We start from the raw sequence: 20,536 nt of genomic DNA on the forward strand, positions 1-20,536 counted from the left end.
CTTGCGGCAAAGGACCCAAACCATGTCGAACCACACACTGCAGGCCCATCCGCTTTCTCCGATTTCCTCGCAGACTTCCGCAAAACTACTGGTCACTGCCGCCTTGTCATTCTTGCTGGCAACTCCAGTATTGGCTCAGGCACTCCCCGAGACTCCAACGTGGACATTGGATTCCGCTCGACGGCACGCTCAACTCTACCCCAACGACCCCTATGCGCAGTACGTTGCACTACAACTCTCGCGGCGTGAAGGGGCAAAGGCAGTACAGGCCACCGCGGCGCTGCTACGGCGGCGGGAGGGGTTTACAGCTCGCCGCTCGGGTCGTCGGGCCGATGTCGACCTATTGAGTTTCACTTCCGGTGCTTTGGCGGTACAAGAAAGCCTGCAACTGGACACAATGACCGCCGACATGATGGCCGGCAGCCTTGGTTCACCGAGAATGGGCCGACAAGACCAGGGATTTAATGGATCTCCGGAGAATCGTCGTCGATTGCAGCAGTTGTCGCTTGCCCTACTCAACTACGAAAGCGTGCATGGCCATCTGCCGGCTTCCTATTCAACCAACGCCCAAGGCGAGCCGCTGCTTAGTTGGCGAGTGCATATTCTTCCCTTCTTGGAACAATCCGCTCTATACGACCAATTTCGACTTAACGAGCCCTGGGATAGTCCTCACAACAAACAACTGATGGCACAGATGCCAGAAGTCTTTCGTGGGAGCACTGGCGGTGGCGCCAATGCAACCAAAACCACTTTCCTTGTTCCGACTGGCAAGGGAACCGTGTTCGAGGGCACACAAGGTGTACGACTTCGGCAGATCACGGACGGTACGTCCAACACGCTGATGATACTTCAGCTCAAGCCCGAAAAAGCCGTGGAGTGGACAAGGCCGCAAGACATCAAGATTGATGTCCAAAGGCCCTTTGAAGACGTCTTCCATGAAGATCAGACTTGGATCGACGGGGCCGCAGTCGACGGATCAATCCACAGCCTACCCAAGTCGGCTGGGCCTGCCGCCTTCGGAAGTATGCTGCAACGCAATGACGGACAAATTGTCGATTGGCAGGCGATCCGCCGAAATGCACCACCGCGTAGGATGTCGCGCGAGAAGCCTGGCATCGATATCCACTCGCTGAAGGGCCCTACGATCAAGAGCCATCCCTTTGCAGAGATGCTGGGCAATACGCCATCCCGTACTTCAGAACTGTCCAACCTGGTGCCAAATGACTTCTACTTCGTTCATTCACGATCGATGTCCAAACTGCTATCGATCGTGAATGACTATGAAGCGTGGTCGTCCGAACTACTGAGGCAGGCTCTACCGCACACGCAGCGGTCCACACTAGCTTCGCGGACGTTAGGCCAACTGGGCATGGATCCGGCAAGTCCGGCCATGCAAAGGTTAGACCAAACGTTAGTTGAGATAGCGGTAGTCGGCAGCGATTTGTATCTGAACGACGGCAGCGACGTGACGCTCTTGTTGCGTTTTGCCCCCGATGTAGAAATGTCCGGATTGCTCGAAGGGGAGCTAGCTGCCGCGCGAAACCAGCATGAACAGGCGGAGACATCGCAAGGAGAGTACGCCGGAGTCGCCTACACCCGGGTGACTACCCCCGATCGTAGCATCCACGCCTTCTCAGCCACACCGCGCCCCGACATAGTGATTCGCAGCAATAGTCTCGTGGCATTCAGGCGAGTGCTTGACCAATTTGCCAACTCCGGGGGAGATCAACAGGCAACCAGTGGTGAATCCCTGGGAAAGACCTCGGAATTTCGCTACGTGCGAACGGTCTTCGAATACGGTGCGGAAGAAGACGTGTTTGTGTACTTCTCCGATCCATTCATACGCCAACTCATGGGGCCATCGTCCAAAATCACTGAATTGCGCAGGCGACAATGCCACGTTCACCTTCAGATGATTCAGTACGCTAGCCTCTTGTTCCAAACCGAACATGGCGCGCTGCCCACAAGCCTCGAACAATTAGTCGAAAGCAACTGTCTGCCTGAGGCATTTCTAGCTGGATCCCTGCAGTGTCCGGATGGAGGTCAATATCAGTGGTCGCAAGAGCAGCACCGAGGGTGCTGCTCTCACCATGGATGCGCAGGTTGCATGAAACCAGGATGTGAGACCACAGCAGAAAAGGTGACCTACGACGAAAGATTGCTATATGAAGCCTTCCTTGCCGAGTACAACGAATACTGGCGGACCTACTTTGATCCGATCGCGTTCCGCATCCGTCACACCCCGGAAGCTTCCCGCGTAGAAACACTGATCCTTCCTCTCTTGGACAACAGCATCTACACCGCAATAGCAGACGTGCTAGGGGACACTCCGCCATCGGCTATACTGGCGCCCGTTTCAGAGCGAGTGGTGCTGAGCATCGGGGCCACGTACAGCAAGCAGAACGTATTCGCGATGGAGTCCCCTTCCAGTGAGTCAGCGCGGTCCAAGAACCTGAAGCAAATTGCTCTGGCGGTGCTCAACTTTGAGTCTGTTCATCGTCGCCTGCCGCCAGCTACGGCAGATGGCTCGTCTCTTAGTTGGCGAGTTCACATCCTCCCTTACTTGGGGCAGAGGGCCTTGTACGACCGCTTTCATCTTGATGAGCCATGGGACAGCGAACACAACAAGCCCCTACTCAAAGAAATGCCTGACATTTATGGCGCCGAGGGAACAAAGACCAGTATCCTAGGGTTCGAGGGCAAAGGCGTCTTGAACAATCAAGGAGCTGGTCTGCAGCTGGCGCAGATGCGCGACGGCTTATCCAACACCCTGCTCGCAGTGGATGCTGGAGAAGCGCAGGCTGTTCCCTGGACAAAACCACAAGACTTGTCGTTCGATCCCGCGGATCCGCTAGCCTCTTTGGGAGCAATCGGAGCGGAGGGACTAAACGTTGTCTTCGTCGATGGGCATGCAGCCGTTCTCCCCACCAACATCACGGCCGAGCAACTTCTAGGTTATGTAACTTACAATGGCCGAGAGATCGTTCAGCACGAACCGACTCCACGACGACGCCGGGGCGCAATCCGTGAGAAAGACATCCGAAATCTGCTAAGGGGCTTGGGCGCACCTCGCGAAGATCTCGAACAGTTGGATATCGCCGGGCTGGTACAACGAGGATTGGGCAACCAGCTTGGTTTCCACGTCTTCGATGCCGAACCCGCCTTTTCATTTAACCCGCTTCGATTTGCTGGCCAGCTCATGTCCGATCAATCCGGCTGGTTGCGTCCCGAGTTCCTGTTTGTCATGCCATTGGTGAACTCGCTGAACGCGCCTGTTTATGTGACCTGTTCAATCGACGACCCGAGCGTTGTGGATGGGTTCTTGCATCAATTGGACGGGGTACTTGCCACCGCGGCGCGAACCGATGCGACCACACCGGTTCAGTTCGATTTCTATCGAGTAGCCAGTTTCGATCAGCCGGCGTGGTGTATCGCTTGGGATTTCTTCGGCTTCCGACTAAGGGTGTTCTATACTCGCCTCGGAGATCATCTGGTAATCGCATCCCAACCGGTAGTTCTCGAAGACCTTCTTCGCCATCCGAGTAGCAGCCCCGACGGTCCTGGTGCAAGGCTGCCGGGACATGTAAAGGTGCAGATTCGCCCGCAACATTGGTCGCGAATCATGAACGAAATGCAACTTACATGGGGCGAAGCTGCTCGCGAAGCGTGCCTGAGCAACCTGGGCCCGCTCAACTCTGCCGCTCGCCTCGCACCGCATGGCTCGAACGATCCAACGACCGTTGCCCAGGAGGCGTTCGGAGCCACCTACGTCTGCCCTTGCGGGGGCACCTACTATCTGAACCAAGTGGAAGGGCAACATAACTCCGTTCGTTGTACTCTCCACGGCGATGCAGGTCATCCACAGCAAACAACTGGGGTGCCAGATAACAGCCCTGCCGCCATGGCTGCTTCCAGTCTTGGAGATGTCGACGCATCCCTTACGTTCACAGAGCATGGGTTACAGGCTGTCATTGAAATTCAACGGCGTATACCAAGCGACTGAACCCACGCTCGCCTTCCAGCCGGCCAAGATCGACCTCCAAATACCTCAGCAGCTGCACCAGAGGCAAGAATGCCATGTGGGAATACGGTCTGTTTTGGCTAGTGGCTGTTGCAGTAGTGGTCTTCTTGGCACGGCAATGGAGAACTTCGCACACAACTTCGGGCAAAGGCAAGTATCGAACTTGCCCGCGTTGCACCGCTTCTCTGCGGTGGGGGGATCGGCACTGTGAAGTGTGCCGGTGGCCTGGGGGGCCCCCTGCCGCAGTCAATTCGCGTGCCGTTCAAGCGGCTCTGCATCGAATGTTGTTTCGCTTTCGCGAACTTGGCATTTTGGATGAAGACAGGTATGACGCTCTGCTGCAGGCGACCCGCGGCGAGCTTTCTCAGGAAAGAGAGCACGAGTCCGTCAAAGTACCGACGACCGATTCGCCACTGCAATCAGAACGACTTGTTGAAGTTCCCTTGATCAGGGACGAGCCGGCGACTGCTCCTGCCTCGCCGACGGCGCCGATCGAGGTTACTTCCAACGAGCCAGCGACAATCGATCAGGCAGCGAATCTTCCCGCACCGGCACCTTCCGCCGGGCTCTCCGTAGGGACTAGGGCAGAACGCTACGCCGTCAGCCGGCATGCTGCGGCCGAAGTGGCTGCCACCGCCCCCCCTCCCCCGCCAAAGCCCAAGCGTGACTGGGGAAAACTGTTCCAGGCGTTTCTGGAAAAGAACAACATCATGCTGGGCGAGTTGGTGGGAGGGCTGCTTATTGTCACCTGCTCGATTGCGCTGGTTATCAGTTTCTGGGCAGAAATAGCCAGCCGGCCACTGCTGAAGTTTGGCATCTTCAATGGCGTCTCCGCGGCCCTGTTCGCCGCCGGTTTCTATACCGACCGGCGGTGGAAGATCCACACCACGAGCCATGGTGTGTTGATTATTGCCATCTTACTGGTGCCACTAAACTTTCTAGCAATCGCCGCATTCACAGCTAGCTCCCCGCCCACCGACCTCCTTTCCCTGGTGGGGGAAGCTTTATCGCTGGTTGCCTTCAGCGCTCTGACTTACTTCGCGGCGCGCACCGTCACTCCACAATCGCCCTTGGCTCTGACGTTGTGCATCATGATCTGTTCGCTGATGCAGCTTCTTATTCGCCGGTTTGCTGGTCCGGATAGTTCGCTTGGAGTTCTCTACCTGCTGGCAGTCGTACCCGTGGGTAGTTTTGCATTGGCAGTTCTATGCAGCGTTCGCCAATCGCTACGGGGAGATACGTCGAAAGCTGAGGACGTAGTACCTCACTTCACCGTGCTTGGCGTTGGACTTTTTGCAACACTTCTACCACTTGCCTTGCTCCTGTTTAGAGGAGCGGAGGTCACCGGGCTACTGCAGCAGTTATCGCCTCTGTTGGTTGTCCTGGCCGGACCTGCACTTGCCACAGCAATTTTGCTGTGGCCACGACTTGATACCGAAGTACCCGCTCTTAGGGTGGCTGCGGGAAGTGTCGGTGCATTGGGTGGTGTGATGTTACTTGCATCAGTGCGCCTCGCTTGGCCGCTCCCGTTTGCGCTGATTGCCACAGCACTGGCCAACTGCGTGCTGTGGGCCGTCTTGGCGTGGTGTGCCCGGATACCTCGCCTCAACGTGTTGGCAGCAGTATTCATGACGCTGGCCTGGTTGATCGGGGCGGCAATCGTAGATCAGCAAGTCAGTTGGAACGTGGCCGACGCGCAGGCGATTACCAACTCCATTTTCTCGGCACTCGGTGGCCAACGAATGCTACCGGTTGTGGCGGTGTGCTGCGTACTTGGAGCCGTGTGCCGGTGGATGGGGGCCAAGGCCACGGCCATCGAATGGGGAGCTTCAGCCGCAACGGCCACATTGGTGAGCTTCTTGTTGCTCATGATTTTCGGATTCGGCCGCGTCGGCGATCCTGCAAACACTGTTTGGTACTTCGTGTTCTATGCCGTACTCGCAACCACAGCGGCATGGATATTCGACAGTCTTCCACTAACACGCGCCGCCGTGACGTTTGTGCTCGTGGCGTTCGTGCAGTCAACCGTGTTCCGATATGGAGAAGGCTGGCACGACACGAGAGCGTGGATCCTGGCGATGCTGTTATTCGGCACTTTGAACATTATCGTTAGCAGCACCGCAATGCTATGGCAACCTGTCCGAACTAAAACGCTTCGTTCGGGTTTCGCCACAGCCGGGCTGGCTGCGGGGATAGTGGCCGCCGCACTCCTGTTGTTTCTTGGGTGGAGACTTGACTACGATTCAATCGCCATTGGTGTCGCATGGTTGGCTCTGCTATGGCTCGCCTTAGCCTGGCTGCTCCGCGAGTCTCAGCTGTTTGTGGCTTTCCAGGTTTCACTCGCAGTTGCTGTTGGCGTCATGGTTACATCGTACCTCGCCAAGCAATCGTGGTACGCCGAAGAGTCCACGCCCTGGTTCGATCCGTGGTTCTGGCAGGCCCAAGGTATCGCCCTCGCGGCCTCGGCGACAATCTGGAAAACCCTCAGGATTGTGATCAGTCGGCTCCCGCAGGTATCTCGCAACGCCTTGAATGCGGACGTGAGCCGTCCTCCCTGGGCAACGTTTGATCGCTTTGCGGGTGGCCTGCTTTTTACTCTTACCATCTTGCTGGCATCATACGCCGTCTATCCTGGCATGGCTCAGGAGCTTTCACCTTCGGTGGAGGCCGGAGCTCGGGTTCCGGTGCCGCTTTCGGTGCTGGAGTTACCGAGTGTATCGTCTCACCACGCAGGTGGATGGGGTAGCTGGTTGCTGCTGACCGCGACCGGTGTGCTCGTCGGACTTGGATGTTGGGATCGAAGGCCCAGCTTGCATATTGTTGCGTTGTATGTTCTTGGTGCCGCAGCATGCCTGCTGGGCGCGTCTCTATTCGCCCAGCAAACCGCTGCTGCTTCGGCACTACGCTGGTTGCTCGGCATCTATACGTTATTGGCAGCGATAACCATCGCTGCTCGACGACACTTACGGCCCAGGCTGGCAGCCGTTGGAGTCGAAATTGACACTCCACCACCACATTTTCTGGGCGCCAGCTTGTCGCAAGCCAGCCGAACCATTGTCGTGGCACTAGTTGCAGGACTGTATCTGGCGATTGCCGGCTTTGTCATCACCAGTTCGTTCCGTAGCGGGCCACTGACGCCCGGTGCTGATCGCATGCTCCTCTGGTCCGGAGTACTAGCGGCAGTTGGTGCAATCGTCTGGCTTGTGATGACGTTGCCAGCCGTGAGGAAAAACAACCCTAGCGAGGTGGAGAAGGCAACTTATTCTGGAGTAACCAGGATTGGTCGTCATCTAATCGGCCTGTGCCTGGTTCTGCCATTGCTGATCGTCTTCGCCTACATCTTGGCCAGCAAACTCACGCAGCACCCGCTCATCGGACCAGACCCGAAGTCCTGGTTTGGTGATTTGGGTAACTCCCTGCTCTACGGCGGGCCACTGGCAATGTTCGCCGTTGTACTGCTAGTCTTCGCAATACGTGAAGCATCGAGCCGCTTTGCCTTCAGCTTCGGTTTGCTCGTAGCTAGTGTTGCAACTCTTGTGTACTTGCTCGAACTGGCTGCCGCTGGGCGATCGCTTGACGCCGTGGCATGGATCACGCTTGCTCAACTCAACGCAGCCACCATGGCAGTCGTGGCGATCGGGTGGTGGCTCGCAATGGTGTGGCGATACGACCGACATACGGATACGAGGCGAAATCCGTTGTTGTTGCAGGTGCTGGCCGGTCTTGCGGTCACCTTCAGCGCTGAGACTTTGCTTGCCGGATGCTGGGGAGTATTCGTCAGTCCCACGAACCTCACATGGCAAGCATCCGTCGCCAATACCCTAGGGTTGGTATCAGTATCTCTCGCAACAATAGCGCTTTGGCTAACCACCAAGCCGTCAAAAGTCGCGTTTACAACAATGCATGTCGCCGCATTGTCGCTCTTGGTGGTGACCTTGCTCACCAATGCTGCAGTGAAAATTGACACTGGCAACTGGGAAGCGTTTCATACCATGCTGGTGATGTCGGCGGCTGCTAGCTGGGCTCTCGTGGTACTGCCTACACCGTGGCGTACCCCCTTGTGGTCCACACTGTTTGCCGGAGTAACCACAGTCATCTCAATACGTGAACTCGTGCCGGGTGCCGTTACCCCTCAATGGCCTTGGTGGAGTCTTTTTGGCTTGGTATCCGTGTATGGAGTGCTCTTGCGTATCGCCTGGGTTCGAACGGCTCGCTGGCCCATTTGGCTTGCGTCCCCCGCTCTCGCCATCGCGGCCCACGCCTGGTGGTGGAACCTGATGCCACAACGTGGCGCACAAGTGGAGATCAACTTCTTAGATCTGACCGCGATCGTTCTGGCAATCGCATCCATCGGATCGGTGCTGGTTGAGCTGCGGTTCACAAGTCGTTTGGCGAGCGATCCTTCGCCACGCTGGCGGCTCATCGGTTTTCACCGATTTGCCGTCTGGCTCGCCATCGCAGTCGTGTTGTTGGGTGTAGCAATAGAGCTATCCAAGGTCGGCAGCACTCCTGGATTGGGCACTTATTGGTGGCTGGGACTATTGGCCATTGTCTCCGTGCTTTGTGCCATCTTCACCACTCTTTGGGATCCTTGCATTCGCTGGCCGATCGTTGCCTTCTACACGCTCAGCCTGGCGGCAGTCGGCAAGTTTCTTGGAATCCTGTCGCTCGAAGGAGACGACTTCACTTGGGCACTGGCAATGGCACTGGGAGCGTTCGTGCTGGCTACCAGCTATCTCTGGCAACGTCGCCAGGCGATTGCGGAGTTTGCCATAAGGCTCGGAGCCCCAGCCCATCTTCGCGAGCGACTCCACTCACAGATGTGGATTCTCTCTGCCAACGGGCTAGCCATTCTGGTTGTTCTCGCCTTAGTTGTTCAGATTGAGTTCACCCACACGATGTTCAGTCAAAGAATGACCGCGGCGTACTCCGTACTCGCGTGCGCTGTCGGGCTTGCCTTCCTGGCAGCCGGACGTGTCGAACCGCCACTGCGATATCTGGCAATTGCAATGGGGGCGCTATTTGCAGTGGCATTTGCCTGGGCTTGGATACCGCCTGGTTTGGAGGTAGCGAACTTGCATCGCCTGGTAGCTGCGGGAGTTGCCATTGCGGCAATGGTACCTCTCTATGGCACACTGCTGGTAAAAATCTGGCGGCGAAGCAATCCTTGGGTCGAAGCTGCACAAGCGAGCATTCTGACTCTAGTTGCCGTAGCTGGGGTATTGCTGGTGGTAACACTGGCATCCGAAGTGTCGTTTTTTGTCCATGGCAAGGACGCCCCTCTGGTTTGGCCCGCGGTTCTCGCAGTCGCCTTGGCCGTTATGGCGTTGGCAGTGAGTTCACTTGCGGCAGCTCTAATACCCGGTCGTGACCCGCTAAATCTCAGTGAGCGAGGTCGCACTGCCTATGTTTATGCCGCTGAGGCCTTTGTCGGCCTGCTGTTCGTGCATATTCGAGTGACCATGCCTTGGCTGTTTGCCAGTTGGTTTGCCCAATACTGGCCGTTTGTCGTTATGTTCCTCGCTTTTGCTGGCGTGGGCCTTTCCGAGTGGTTCGCCCGACGTCAAACGAAAGTGCTGGCTGAGCCTTTGAACAATACTGGCCTCCTGTTGCCACTACTGCCCGTCATCGGATTCTGGTCTTCAGGTCAGGCAGGTCAATACTCGGTGCTGTTGATTGCTGTGGGATTGCTATACACCACGATGGCCTTGATGCGTAAAGCACCTGTCTTGATGGGATTGGCGCTACTGGCATTCAATGGCAGCTTGTGGACGATGCTGAATTCCGTCGAAGGATTGGGCTTGTTGCGGCACCCTCAGTTCTGGCTCATTCCGCCCATACTATGTGTGCTGATTGGAGCAGAACTCAGTCGCAGGCACCTGAGTGCTTCGACCCTCAGTACGGTGCGCTACATCTGCGCGGTGATGATCTACGCCTCGTCGACCGCCGACATATTCATCAATGGAGTAGGCGCTGGCTTATGGCTGCCCCTGGTTCTCGCCGCGCTGTCGTTGGCAGGAGTATTCGCCGGCATCCTACTTCGAGTACGTGCGTTTCTTTTCCTGGGAATTGCGTTTCTGTGCGTATCCTTGTTCTCTGTGGTTTGGCACGCAGCGGTTGAGCTGGAGCGGACCTGGATCTGGTGGGTAGCAGGGATACTCACGGGGACGGCCATCATCGTGTTGTTTGGGCTCTTTGAGAAGAAACGCGAACAGGCCCTTGTCTTGGTCGAGCAGATGAAGCGGTGGGAGCCGTAAGCTCTGTATCAGCACTACTCGCAAGTCGAGCTATGGCACCGGGTGCACTAGTCGTTCAGCTGGAACTTCATTGCTGACGGAACGCCATGGCCAAGGCGACATAGATCGCGGCAACTCCAGACAAGAGCCTTCCGGCAGGACTGTGATACGAACACAATCGATGCGATCGAGGACCTTCCCATGCACGCTAAAGGAAAATGCTGCGGTACTCGGTGCTACTAATCTCGACGGTCCTCCTTCGCGCACTCGTCGACTATCTATTGACTCCCTCATCAATCGACGGGAACCACAAGCACCGGATGCGGTGATCGCCTCACAAAGTCGTGTATCTCGTTTCTCGAATCGTGGTCGTGACGGACGAGGCCCAAGGCAATCAGTGCAGGGTGCGTTTTGGGATGTTCGGGTGTAATCGGCTGCTCGTCTGCTTCGTATCGAATGATTAGCTCGTAGGCGAACCCTTGCTTTCTGGATGACCGTTGAAGTCCAGAATGCAGTCGGGCGTAGGTGCGGGCTAGCGCGTCTTCCAGATCCTCGGGATTAAACTCGGCATCGGGCTGCAGCGAGTTCATGATCTCCCTGAAATTCTTGTACGTGCTTTCTTCGACCATCAGCAGTAGTTCCAACCTTCCGCTCGGCTGAACGAGCCCCGCAGCCCAATTGGCCGTCTTTTCTGCAGCCGCGTTTTCTCGCGTCAGGACGATCCGAATATGGTCGGAGGGGTCCCGCCCTACCGCGTCGGGGCGGCGAATGAAGATCGTGGGGATCTCGGACCGTGCCGCTATCACCTCCATCACGGTTCCTGCGCTGTCTTCTCCCAGTGATTCGAAGTCTCGACGAAACGGGCACGGTAGCATCAGCAGGTCGGCGCCAAAGGACTCGACAGCCGCGAGGATTTGATCGTAATCCTCTTCAATGGATGCATCCACGTCGACGATTGTTGCGTTCGCTTCGACGTGCTGCCCTGCACTTGCCGATGCTTCGCCACCGATGGCCAGGTAGCCCATCTCGCACGCCAAACGGCTTTGTAGTTGTTTCGCGAACAGCGTGAGGGCATGATCTTGACTCGAACCGTCGGTCGCCACAAGGACTTTGCGGGGCCGCTGTTGTGAGATTTCTATGGTAGCACCTACATCTGCACGCTCGAACAAGTCCATCGAGTCACTGAGTTCGTTATCGACATGGCGTTGAGTTGGGTCAGGCATTGTTGAGTTCTCCCAGCCTCCGTTCACTTGGTTACAGCAGCTTGTACAGGACTTTTCGATGGCTAACGCCAACGACCTGGGACTTCTGGCGAAACGTCCCGGAGGCCACCGCTCACGGTGGAATCTGCTTCATCGCTATCGCGGCAGAGGCGGAATCCACCCCATCGAATTCAAAGTCAACAGATACGCGATCGCCCCGGCGATCTGAATAACCATAATCGTACCACCGAGGCGGATGAATTCCCCCCACGACACAGTCTCGTGCGCTTCTTTCTTCAACGTGTACAGAGCGATGACGCACGATATCGAACCAATTGGTGTCCCGTTGCCACCAAGGTTACAGCCAAGGATTGTCCCCCACCAAAGTGGCTCTACGGCGACGCCACCGTCGCCAATCTGGTCGACAACGGGAATGAGCGTTGCGGCGACAGGAATGTTGTCGACAATCGCCGAGGCGACAGCCGAAAATATCGTGAGCAATGCAACCAACAGCCCGGTGCTTCCATTCGACAGGTCGACAACCTGTTCGGCCAACCAACTGAGAGCCCCTGTCGCCTTAACGCAGCCAATGATTAAGAACAGCCCCAGAAAGAAGAGTATGATCGTCCAGTTGACCTTAGCGATAGAGTCCTCAATGGACTTCCCGGCGAAGAGCAGTGCCGCGGTGCCGCCGGCGATGGCGATGAAGTCCATTCCCACTCCGAGTTGTTGCGCCAGGGCAAAGCCAACAACCGTAATCAACAAGATGATGGCGCTGCGAATGAGCACCCGACGGTCTTCCACAAGTGCCCAGGCGTCGAACTGCTCAATGCGGACCTTTAGGTCCGCCTGTTCCGATACGCTTTGATTCCATGGCAAGGACCGCCGGAATGCAAACCGCAATAAAGCCAGTGCGATAAGGAAGCTGATCAGAGCATAAGGCGCGGACACCATCAGGAAGTGAACGTAGGGAATGCCGGCCTGTGTGCCAATCATGATATTCGGCAAACCACTTGCAAAAGTGACCACCGCACCGCTGTTGGCGCAAATGGCGACTGACAGCAAAAACGGTTTAGGGGGATAATCTAGCTTACGGCAGATCACCAGGACCAAGGAACTGAGGATGAGCATCGCCGGCACGATGGTCAGCACCGCAACAAACAAGAATGTTAACGTGCAAATTGCGAAGTAAAGCGCCGAAGCCCGACCACCCGTCGCTTTGACCATCAATATACTGAAGAAGTGAAACAAGCCACTCCGCCCGGTGACGTCGACAAGTATCCCTGTCCCAATGATGACGCCAAAGATGTTGAGATCGTGGGAGAGGATTTCGTAGGTGGCGTCGTAGTTGGGCAATACGCCCAGGATAAGTGCCAGCGGGACGAGGACGACGGCGCCTGCCAACGCCGCGACGGTCTTGTGAAAGCTATCAAGGGCAACACCTACGTAGGTGGCTATCATCCCCAGGGCGAACAGAATCATCACCCACGCGGGCGCGCGAGCCCCCGGCTCGACAGCGGCAATTAGCAGTGTTTCAGAGAACTCCATCATCTCTCTCTCGGGTCAGGCTCGCTATTTCTGAGCCGATACGTTCTGCACCGCACTCTCCGGACAGCCATTCTACGCAAAGCAGCCGTCCGCGGGCAGGTGGAGCCATCATTCGCGGCTTAGGAAGAAGCCCCTTGAGTAGAGACCGAAGGCTCTGAGATCCCAAGTGGCTCTTGAGGTAGCTCTTCTTACAGAGGCCCAGGTCGTTGCCCAGTACCTACGAATGATGTGGAAGCATAGTAGGCACGGCGCAAACACCAGGAGGTCACTTCAGTGCCATAGGCGATACAGGGCGCTAGCCGGCCGTGATATCGGCTAAGTGAGATAACTTGAAGCTGGTGCAGCCAACGCTGAGCTCACTCGACAAGTCGTGTCGACTTGTCCGGCGCGCTGCCTGTTGAACAGGGAGCGAAACCATCGGTCACCGGCCTTTGTCGGCGATACCCCCGACGCGGCCATCAATGCTCCGAAAGCGGCACTTGCAATCGCTCCGCCAATTTGGCGGCAGGTATTCAAGACGCCACTTGCTGTTCCGGCCCGTCGACTCGGCACACTGTTGAGCAATGGCGAGGTCGCCGAGGGCACGGTAAGTCCACCACCAATTCCAACGGGCACCATCCAGGCGACAATAGCCGGAACTGTGCCCTGTCACCTCTGGTGGTACACGAGATTACCTACCTTACACTACGGGCGTAGAACACCAATCACACGATTGGTCACCACGGTGCGGGTAGGTCAGAAACGACCGAGAAAAATAGAGTACCGGAGGTGGGACTCGAACCCACACGATCTTGCGATCACTGGATTTTGAATCTGAGTTCACCTGCTCGTTGATTTTTATTAGCTTTCTCGCCCCGCAAAACACAGGCTTTTCACAACGCAAAAAGTCGAATCGGGAAGCGACTTGCTAACACTTCGCTAACACCCACCACGTACCCCGCAGGCCACAAGCCTAGCGGGGTGTTTTCGTTGAAATCGCTGGCGGCCGGGTCGAAAACAGCCGTCCGGTCGAAGAATTCCAAAAAGTTTTTTCGTGCGAAAGCGTGCGAAAGCGTGCCATAGCGTGCCATAGCGTGCCATAGCGTGCAAAGTGGTTTTGCCGCTGGTGTTTTGGATGCGACAAACTTCTGGTTGCGCATAAACTGGGGCCTTATCACCACTGCGGCAACCAAAGGCAACAGAAGCTACTGCCTGCGACAGACTGCCCCAAACCGGAACGACAAAATCCAAAAAGTATTTTCGTGCGAGAACTTGCGAAAACTTGCGAGAACGTGCGAAAGCGTGCGAGAGCGTGCAAAGTGGTTTTGCCGCTGGTGTTTTGGATGCGACAAACTTCTGGTTGCGCATAAACTGGGGCCTTATCAGCGAAAGCTCCTGCCGAAACCAACGAAAGCTTCTGCTTGGACAGATCACCGAAACGTGGCCAAAATGGTCGCCAGCATTCACGACACCCCCTTACCGAAATTGGAGTTCAAACAATGGCCGTACCCGCCCTTGGTACCGAGGCAATTCTTCCCGACGCCCTCTACCCGGTGTCGGCCTTCGAACGCACCGCCGGCATTTCGCCAGCGCGTCGGTCCGAAGCCAAGAAACACGGCATCGAACTAGAGGTTCTCGAAGTCGGCCGGCGGAAGTTTACCACCGGCAAAAATGCCATCGACTACCTACACCGACTGGCCGCGCACACGGCCGCGCCACGCTGCCCCGCGCAGTTCACCACCATGGCAGGCCCGCAGGCCGGCCCGCAAGCGCGTGAGCACTTCGGCGCCAGCCGGAACTAACCAAACAGCCGCGGTAGCTCGCCCTGCGAGGCGCCAGCTAGACGCTGTCGACGCGTCGCCGGGCGTCGCGGCATTTTCGAGACAACGCCGGCCGTGGGGGCTGGCTAAACGTAATCCGTTCGCCCTGCCGGGCCTGGTCGACCGCTTCCGGAAACTGCGGTCGGCCAGGTCTCAAGGGTGAGAGCTTTTTGGAGAATGGATTTTTGAACGGAATCTTGGACCAAGCGGCGGCCGAAGTCGACTACAGCGACGCGGTAAGTGAGAAACACCAAGCGGCCATCGAGTACGCACAGAACGGCGATCCTGTTTTTCCATGCGTGGAAAACGGCAAGCCGCCAGCCTGTGAGCACGGCTGCAAAGACGCGACAACCGACCTGGCGACAATCCACGCCTGGTGGTCCGAAAATCCGGAATATAATATCGGCCGATCGACCGATGGCTTGCTGGTGGTCGACGTTGACGGCAAGTCGAACCCCTGGCTGTACGACATTGGATCGGAACGCCAGTCGGAATTGTTGGCGGCGCCGCACGCTACCACGCCTAACGACGGCCTGCACTTTGTGTTTCGCCAGCCAGACGGCGCGAATTACCGGAATACGACAGGTCACCTGGCAGAGAAAGTCGACACCCGGGCCAACGGTGGCTACATCGTCGTGGCCCCATCGACCATCGACGGCCGCGAATACTTGTGGCGAGGCCAGGACGGCGAACTGCCGCCTTTCGACCAATTACCGGTGGCGCCGGCCTGGCTGTTGGACGCGCTGGCGGCCAGTGACAAAAAGCCGAAGCAACGCAAGGCCGGCACCGACGGCGCGGCCGCCGTACGCGGTAGCATGCCGGTCTACCGCGAGGGTGAGCGGAACGACGCGCTGTACCGCGAAGCCTGCAGCCTGGCCAACGTGGTTAAATCGCCTGGCGTCTTGGAGGCAGCGTTGCAGCGGACCAACGCCGAACGTTGCCAGCCACCGTTGCCGCCGGCCGAGGTGTCGCGGATCGCGAACAGCGCCGCGGAATACATTGGGGCTGGCGGTAATTGGCCGACCGCGCAGCCGGCGCCGGCGGTAGTTGAGCCTGACGAGGCGTTTCCGACGCACCTACTACACCCCGGCGGCCTGCTGGAAGAAATCATCGAATACCACCTGGCGACTGCCTACAGGCCGGACCGCGGCATAGCGTTTTCCGCTGCCCTGGCTTTGGTGTCGACCATCTTAGGCCGCAAAGTTGTGGACGACTGGGGCACCAGACCAAATCTGTACATAGTCCAGCTGGCGCCGCAGGGTGCCGGCAAAGACGCCGGACGCCTCGGCAACGAAAAACTGCTGATCGAAGCCGGCGCCGAGTGGTTGCTACTGGCCGGCGACATCGCCAGCGCTACGGGGCTCGAAATGGCCATCAGACAGCACGGCGTCGGACTGCTGCAGATCGACGAAGCCGGCGACAGTCTGCAGGCGATGATGGGCCAAGGGGCAGCGCCGCACATAGCGCAGGCCGTCGCGGTCCTGAAAAAGCTGTACACGTCAAGCGGCGGTTACTATCGCGGGAAGTGCTATGCCAACCAGGACAAAAACCCGACTATCGTTATCTGCCAACCGTACTTAACCGCCTACCTGACGGCGACGGAAGACCAGTTCAAGAAATCGCTGCAGGCTGCTTCGGTGCTGGATGGCTTTATGTCGCGGCTGGGGGTGTTCGAGGCCGCCAATAAAAAGATACCGTACACGCAATCGCCGCAGCTGGACTACGGCCGCCAGTCGATCGTCGGCAAGGTAAAAGCCTGGGTCGATTACCAACCTGGCGGGAATCTATCGTCTACTTCGACAGGCAACCCGGCGCCGGTCGAGATTCCATCATTAGACGGAGCGGTCCGCATCTTCGCTGAACACGACAACCGGTGCACCGACCTGGCCAACAATGATCGCGACGCCTACCGCGGCTTGTGGTGCCGGGCGCACCTGAACGCGCGGAAGTTTGCGTTAATCCACGCCTGCAGCCTGGCTGGTAAGCCGGCACCGAAATCGGTCGCCGCTGAGTCTGCTAAGTGGGGCTGCGAGCTGTCCGACTACTTGACGCGGCAGCTGGTGGCTATCGCCCGCGACGACGTCGCCGAATCGCCGTTCGACGCGGACTGCAAAAAGGTGGTTCGGTTCCTCAAAGGACGGAAGGGGCGAGCCACGGGCGACCAGGTCCGGCGCGCACTACGCCACCTTTCGAAACGCGACCGGGCAGCCGTCATAGAAACCATGGAAGAGGACGGCCGAATTGGCCGCGAGACGCAATACCCAAATGGCCCTGGGCGCCCGGCGACCGTCTACTACTTGGCTGCGGAGAGGGGTTGAGCATCCTTTGGCCGGTATGGCCGGTAATTGGCCGGTAATTTGGCCGGTAATTCAAGGGCAAAAACAACATATATATATGTTGTTTTTTATTATTCATACATATTACCGACCATTACCGACGCCCCCCTCTGTTAACTCAAAAAGAGAGTGGCCCCTTGAGGAAAAAGAACACCCCTGGTCGGTAATGGCCGGTAATTCGAAAACAGCGAGCACGCCCTAGAAAAACAGGGTTTTTTTCTCCGAGATACCGGCCAAAAAGCATGGTCGGTATTCAATTACCGGCCACCACGGAGCTGCACCACCATCGGGACTGACCCGGACTCACCCGGATTGGTTCCGGTGACCCACTACTGACACACACCGCCGCGACGGTCGCGGCACACTGGCCACCAAAAACGAGAACCACGCCAACCGACCCTAGCGCCCCAAAGCGGGTTGGCCAACACAGCAGGAGTAACGACGCGGGGCGAAAACGAACTGAGCTTCGGCGAGGAGGTCCAACTGATGAAGACCATCGCCGAGCAGCAGGGGATTTCCGTTGAGACAGTCGCGATGGTCGCGCTGCAAAAGGAAGTCCGGACATTGCAGGAACTGGTCGCCACCGTCGGCGACCTGGTCATTGCGAAACTTTAACCGGGGGACCGATGAGAATTCGATTTAAACCAACCGAGGCCAACGCATTCCAGGCCGAACGCCAACGGCAGACCGCCGAGCAACGCGCACGCGAACTGGGCGTCGACCCTGCCGGCAAGAGTCGCGACCAATTGACGGCCGCGGTGGCCGCCAGGTTAAAGCAGGGCACCGCACGCAAGCCGTCGCAGCCTGCGAAGCCTGCCGGCGATGCAAACAACCTGGCAGCCGGCGGACGCAACGCAGAGCCTGTGCGGCGTTCTAGTGACACGTCCGAACGACTGGCGAACTTCCAGCCACCAGGCGGCCGGCAATACCTGCTTATCGAAGGCGGAGAGGAGCGTTTGGAAACGGCGCCGTCGAAGGCGTTCCGCAGTTTCAGCGGCGCCGGCGCGTCGTTTGTGCTGGCGTAATCGCCACCCCCGCGGGTCCTACTTTGGGATCCGAGCGAAGCAACCAAGGGGAACTGCACATACCACCAACTGCCTATCTACCCCATCTGAAAGGAGATAACGGGGTGTATAAGACTAAACCGCTGCCAGATTTGTCGGAACAGGACGCCAAGCGTTTCTGGTCGCGCGTCGCCAAGACGCCTGACGAAGTAAACGATGGCTGCTGGGCGTGGCTAGGGGCCAAAAACCAGGAAGGCTATGGTCTGTTCAAGCTGAGCCAGACCAAGCAGGTATTCGCCCACCGGGTCGCCTATCGGCTGGCCACTGGCAAGCCGATTCCGCCCGGCCTGGGTGTCTTGCACTCTTGCCACAATCGCTGGTGCGTTCGGCCAGGTCACCTGCGGGCCGGCACGCACCAGGAGAACATGCGCGACCTAGTTAGGACGCGGCCGCGCGGCGAGCAATGCAGCAACGCAAAACTTGACGTCGCGCAGGTCGCCGAGATCCGCAGGCGATACAAGCTGGACGGCCAGACCGTCCAGCAGATCGCCGACGAGCTAGGCGTTAGCATCGCGGCCGTTCGCGACGCGGCGACAGGTAAGACTTGGTCGCATGTTACGGGTGCCGTAGCTCGCAAAAATCCGGCGCGAGCGTCGAACACCAAGCTGCAGCCGAGTGACAAGCCATTGATTCTATCGCTGGCTCGGCAGGGCTGGTCGCACGCGAAGATTGCCGAACGGTTCGGCGTTAGTCGCCGCGCGATTGGCTACGTGCTGTCGGGCCAGCGGTGGGCAGGGATTCAACCACCATCGGGGAACTGAAACTAAAGCCGTGCCGGTTGTCGGCTCGGATGAACTCAAAGAAGACCGAGGGAAAATTATGGCACTGTTGCCTACCAAACACATTCCAAGACCACAAAAACTAGGCACCGCCGAAGGCAGCCCAAGCACGGCCGAAGTGGTCGCGGACCGCGCGGCCGTCGAAAGCGGCGCGCAGACGTACCGTACGGTGTTCGACGCCAACGACCTGCAAACCTTGGCCACCGATAAAGAAGCCGCTGGCGTGGTCAGAACGCCGATTAACCCCGCCTGGCCGTACGGCAGGTCGGTGTCACCCATAAACATGCGAGAACAAAGCCCCATTGCCTGGTTCCCACCTAGCGACTGGATGTTCAAGATGGTCATGCCGGTCCCGCTTTACAACCGGTGCGTCGCCGAGTTCGCATCCGACGGCGGCGACGCCGATCGCAACCTGTTCCACGCGGTGCTTTCCGTCGTACGCCGGGGCGTGAAGGTCGATCAACTACCGCCAGCGGCCAAGACTGTTTACGACGATGGCGTTTCTCGCGGATGGGACAAGCAGGCGCCGACGTACTAACGGGCCAATTGCGACAAGCACCCAACATCAATTTTCTAAAAGGTAAGATAACTATGCAAGCAACAATCTCCGCCCGACGCCCCAAGTCCGTCACACTGGACCAGGTGGTCGACGCGGCCGACCCACACACCTGGCGATTCGCAGGCGAAGAGGTTAACGCCGCGATCACCGAACTACAGGCCGAAGCTATCGAGCTACAGGCCGCGGCGGCGGGCGACGTCGAACGCGCGTTGCAGGACTCGACCGGCGACACGTACGAAGACCTGCAGCGAAAACGCGACATGCTGGCCGCGGTCCGCTATTCGTGCGGCCAGAAGGCCTTGGAGATCGCGCAGGCCTGGCACCAGGTAATCGACCAGGCTGAAGTATCGCTGCGAGCCAAGCAAGGCGACCTGGCCGCCGTAGCCGACAAGGAACGCGAGAAGTCCCGCAAAGCATTGCTAAAAGCCAACTCCGGGCCGGAGAGCGATCCTGTTTTTGCAAACGCGCCGCAGGTTGCGGAACGAAAGTTCGCGCATAAAGTCGCCGCGACTACCAACGTGGCGAAGGCCATGGCGGACGCGAACGACTGCCGAAACGAACTGCGGGCGATCCCAGAGCACCGGCGACGCGCCCAGCAGGCAGTCAGCCTGGCGGAACGTTACCTGGCCGATTTCCGTCGCCGGTTCATCGAATCGGCGGCCCGGTAACCGGCACCACCAAAGCCGGCCCGGGAGTGGTTCCCCGAGCAAGGCCGTTGCGGTCAGACTTCCACCGCGGCGGCCGGCCGGCTTATCACCCGAGGGGCAACCAATGCAAGACGACAGCGAACGTTTCGACATGATGGACCGACCGACGGCCGCAACCACGATGGCCACGGTAGACGATTGGCACGCTGTGGATGAGGCAGCGGACCCGCGAGAGGACCCGACGCCCGAGCAGATCGCCGAGCGGTGCGCGGAGGTCCGGCGGGGCTGGTCCAAGAATCGAACACTAAAAAGGGCTGCCTGGCAGTCGTAACCAACTTAATTTTG

General features: G+C 58.1%; 13 protein-coding genes. 10 read left to right on the forward strand and 3 right to left on the reverse strand.

The window, feature by feature from the left end:
• The first annotated feature begins 22 nt into the window (after positions 1–22).
• Complete coding sequence (locus tag NG895_RS12270; protein WP_252852800.1) at positions 23–4,003, forward strand: DUF1559 family PulG-like putative transporter; 3,981 nt, start codon at positions 23–25, stop codon at positions 4,001–4,003.
• Between the two features lie 299 nt (positions 4,004–4,302).
• On the forward strand, positions 4,303–10,278 hold the full coding sequence (locus NG895_RS12275) for a hypothetical protein (protein ID WP_252852801.1): 5,976 nt from the start codon (positions 4,303–4,305) through the stop codon (positions 10,276–10,278).
• A gap of 272 nt (positions 10,279–10,550) precedes the next feature.
• On the opposite strand, the gene NG895_RS12280 is transcribed toward NG895_RS12275, so the two are convergent.
• The 3 genes from NG895_RS12280 to NG895_RS12290 all read right to left on the reverse strand — a co-directional run bounded on the left by NG895_RS12280 (position 10,551) and on the right by NG895_RS12290 (position 14,146).
• Positions 10,551–11,480, reverse strand: coding sequence for a hypothetical protein (locus tag NG895_RS12280; protein ID WP_252852802.1), 930 nt, complete (start codon positions 11,478–11,480; stop codon positions 10,551–10,553).
• 135 nt (positions 11,481–11,615) lie between these two features.
• Positions 11,616–12,941, reverse strand: a complete 1,326-nt coding sequence (locus tag NG895_RS12285) for an ArsB/NhaD family transporter (RefSeq protein ID WP_252852803.1) — start codon at positions 12,939–12,941, stop codon at positions 11,616–11,618.
• 938 nt (positions 12,942–13,879) lie between these two features.
• A complete protein-coding gene (locus NG895_RS12290) occupies positions 13,880–14,146 on the reverse strand; it encodes a hypothetical protein (protein ID WP_252852804.1) in 267 nt (88 codons plus the stop codon).
• Between the two features lie 339 nt (positions 14,147–14,485).
• Between NG895_RS12290 and NG895_RS12295 the strand changes: the two genes are divergently transcribed.
• From NG895_RS12295 to NG895_RS12325, 8 genes are all read left to right on the forward strand, one after another.
• Entirely contained in the window at positions 14,486–14,788 is a 303-nt protein-coding gene (locus NG895_RS12295; protein WP_252852805.1) for a hypothetical protein, read from the forward strand.
• Positions 14,789–14,991: 203 nt separating this feature from the next.
• Positions 14,992–17,124 (forward strand): bifunctional DNA primase/polymerase, encoded by a 2,133-nt coding sequence (locus NG895_RS12300; RefSeq protein ID WP_252852806.1) that lies wholly within the window; start codon positions 14,992–14,994, stop codon positions 17,122–17,124.
• Between the two features lie 504 nt (positions 17,125–17,628).
• Positions 17,629–17,757: a hypothetical protein gene (locus tag NG895_RS30260; protein ID WP_261360811.1), complete on the forward strand. Its 129-nt coding sequence runs from the start codon at positions 17,629–17,631 to the stop codon at positions 17,755–17,757.
• Between the two features lie 11 nt (positions 17,758–17,768).
• A complete protein-coding gene (locus NG895_RS12305) occupies positions 17,769–18,167 on the forward strand; it encodes a hypothetical protein (protein ID WP_252852807.1) in 399 nt (132 codons plus the stop codon).
• A 104-nt stretch (positions 18,168–18,271) separates the two neighbouring features.
• Entirely contained in the window at positions 18,272–18,967 is a 696-nt protein-coding gene (locus NG895_RS12310; RefSeq protein WP_252852808.1) for an HNH endonuclease, read from the forward strand.
• 58 nt (positions 18,968–19,025) lie between these two features.
• On the forward strand, positions 19,026–19,523 hold the full coding sequence (locus tag NG895_RS12315) for a hypothetical protein (RefSeq protein ID WP_252852809.1): 498 nt from the start codon (positions 19,026–19,028) through the stop codon (positions 19,521–19,523).
• Positions 19,524–19,576: 53 nt separating this feature from the next.
• The gene (locus NG895_RS12320; RefSeq protein WP_252852810.1) at positions 19,577–20,212 is read left to right on the forward strand and encodes a hypothetical protein; all 636 of its coding nucleotides are present in this window, start codon (positions 19,577–19,579) and stop codon (positions 20,210–20,212) included.
• 103 nt (positions 20,213–20,315) lie between these two features.
• Positions 20,316–20,522 carry a hypothetical protein gene (locus tag NG895_RS12325; protein ID WP_252852811.1) on the forward strand — a complete coding sequence of 69 codons (207 nt, stop codon included), beginning with the start codon at positions 20,316–20,318 and terminating at the stop codon, positions 20,520–20,522.
• Positions 20,523–20,536: the final 14 nt, after the last annotated feature.

Origin of the sequence: Aeoliella straminimaris (assembly GCF_024054565.1) — a bacterium.
Taxonomy (GTDB): Bacteria; Planctomycetota; Planctomycetia; order Pirellulales; family Lacipirellulaceae; genus Aeoliella; species Aeoliella straminimaris.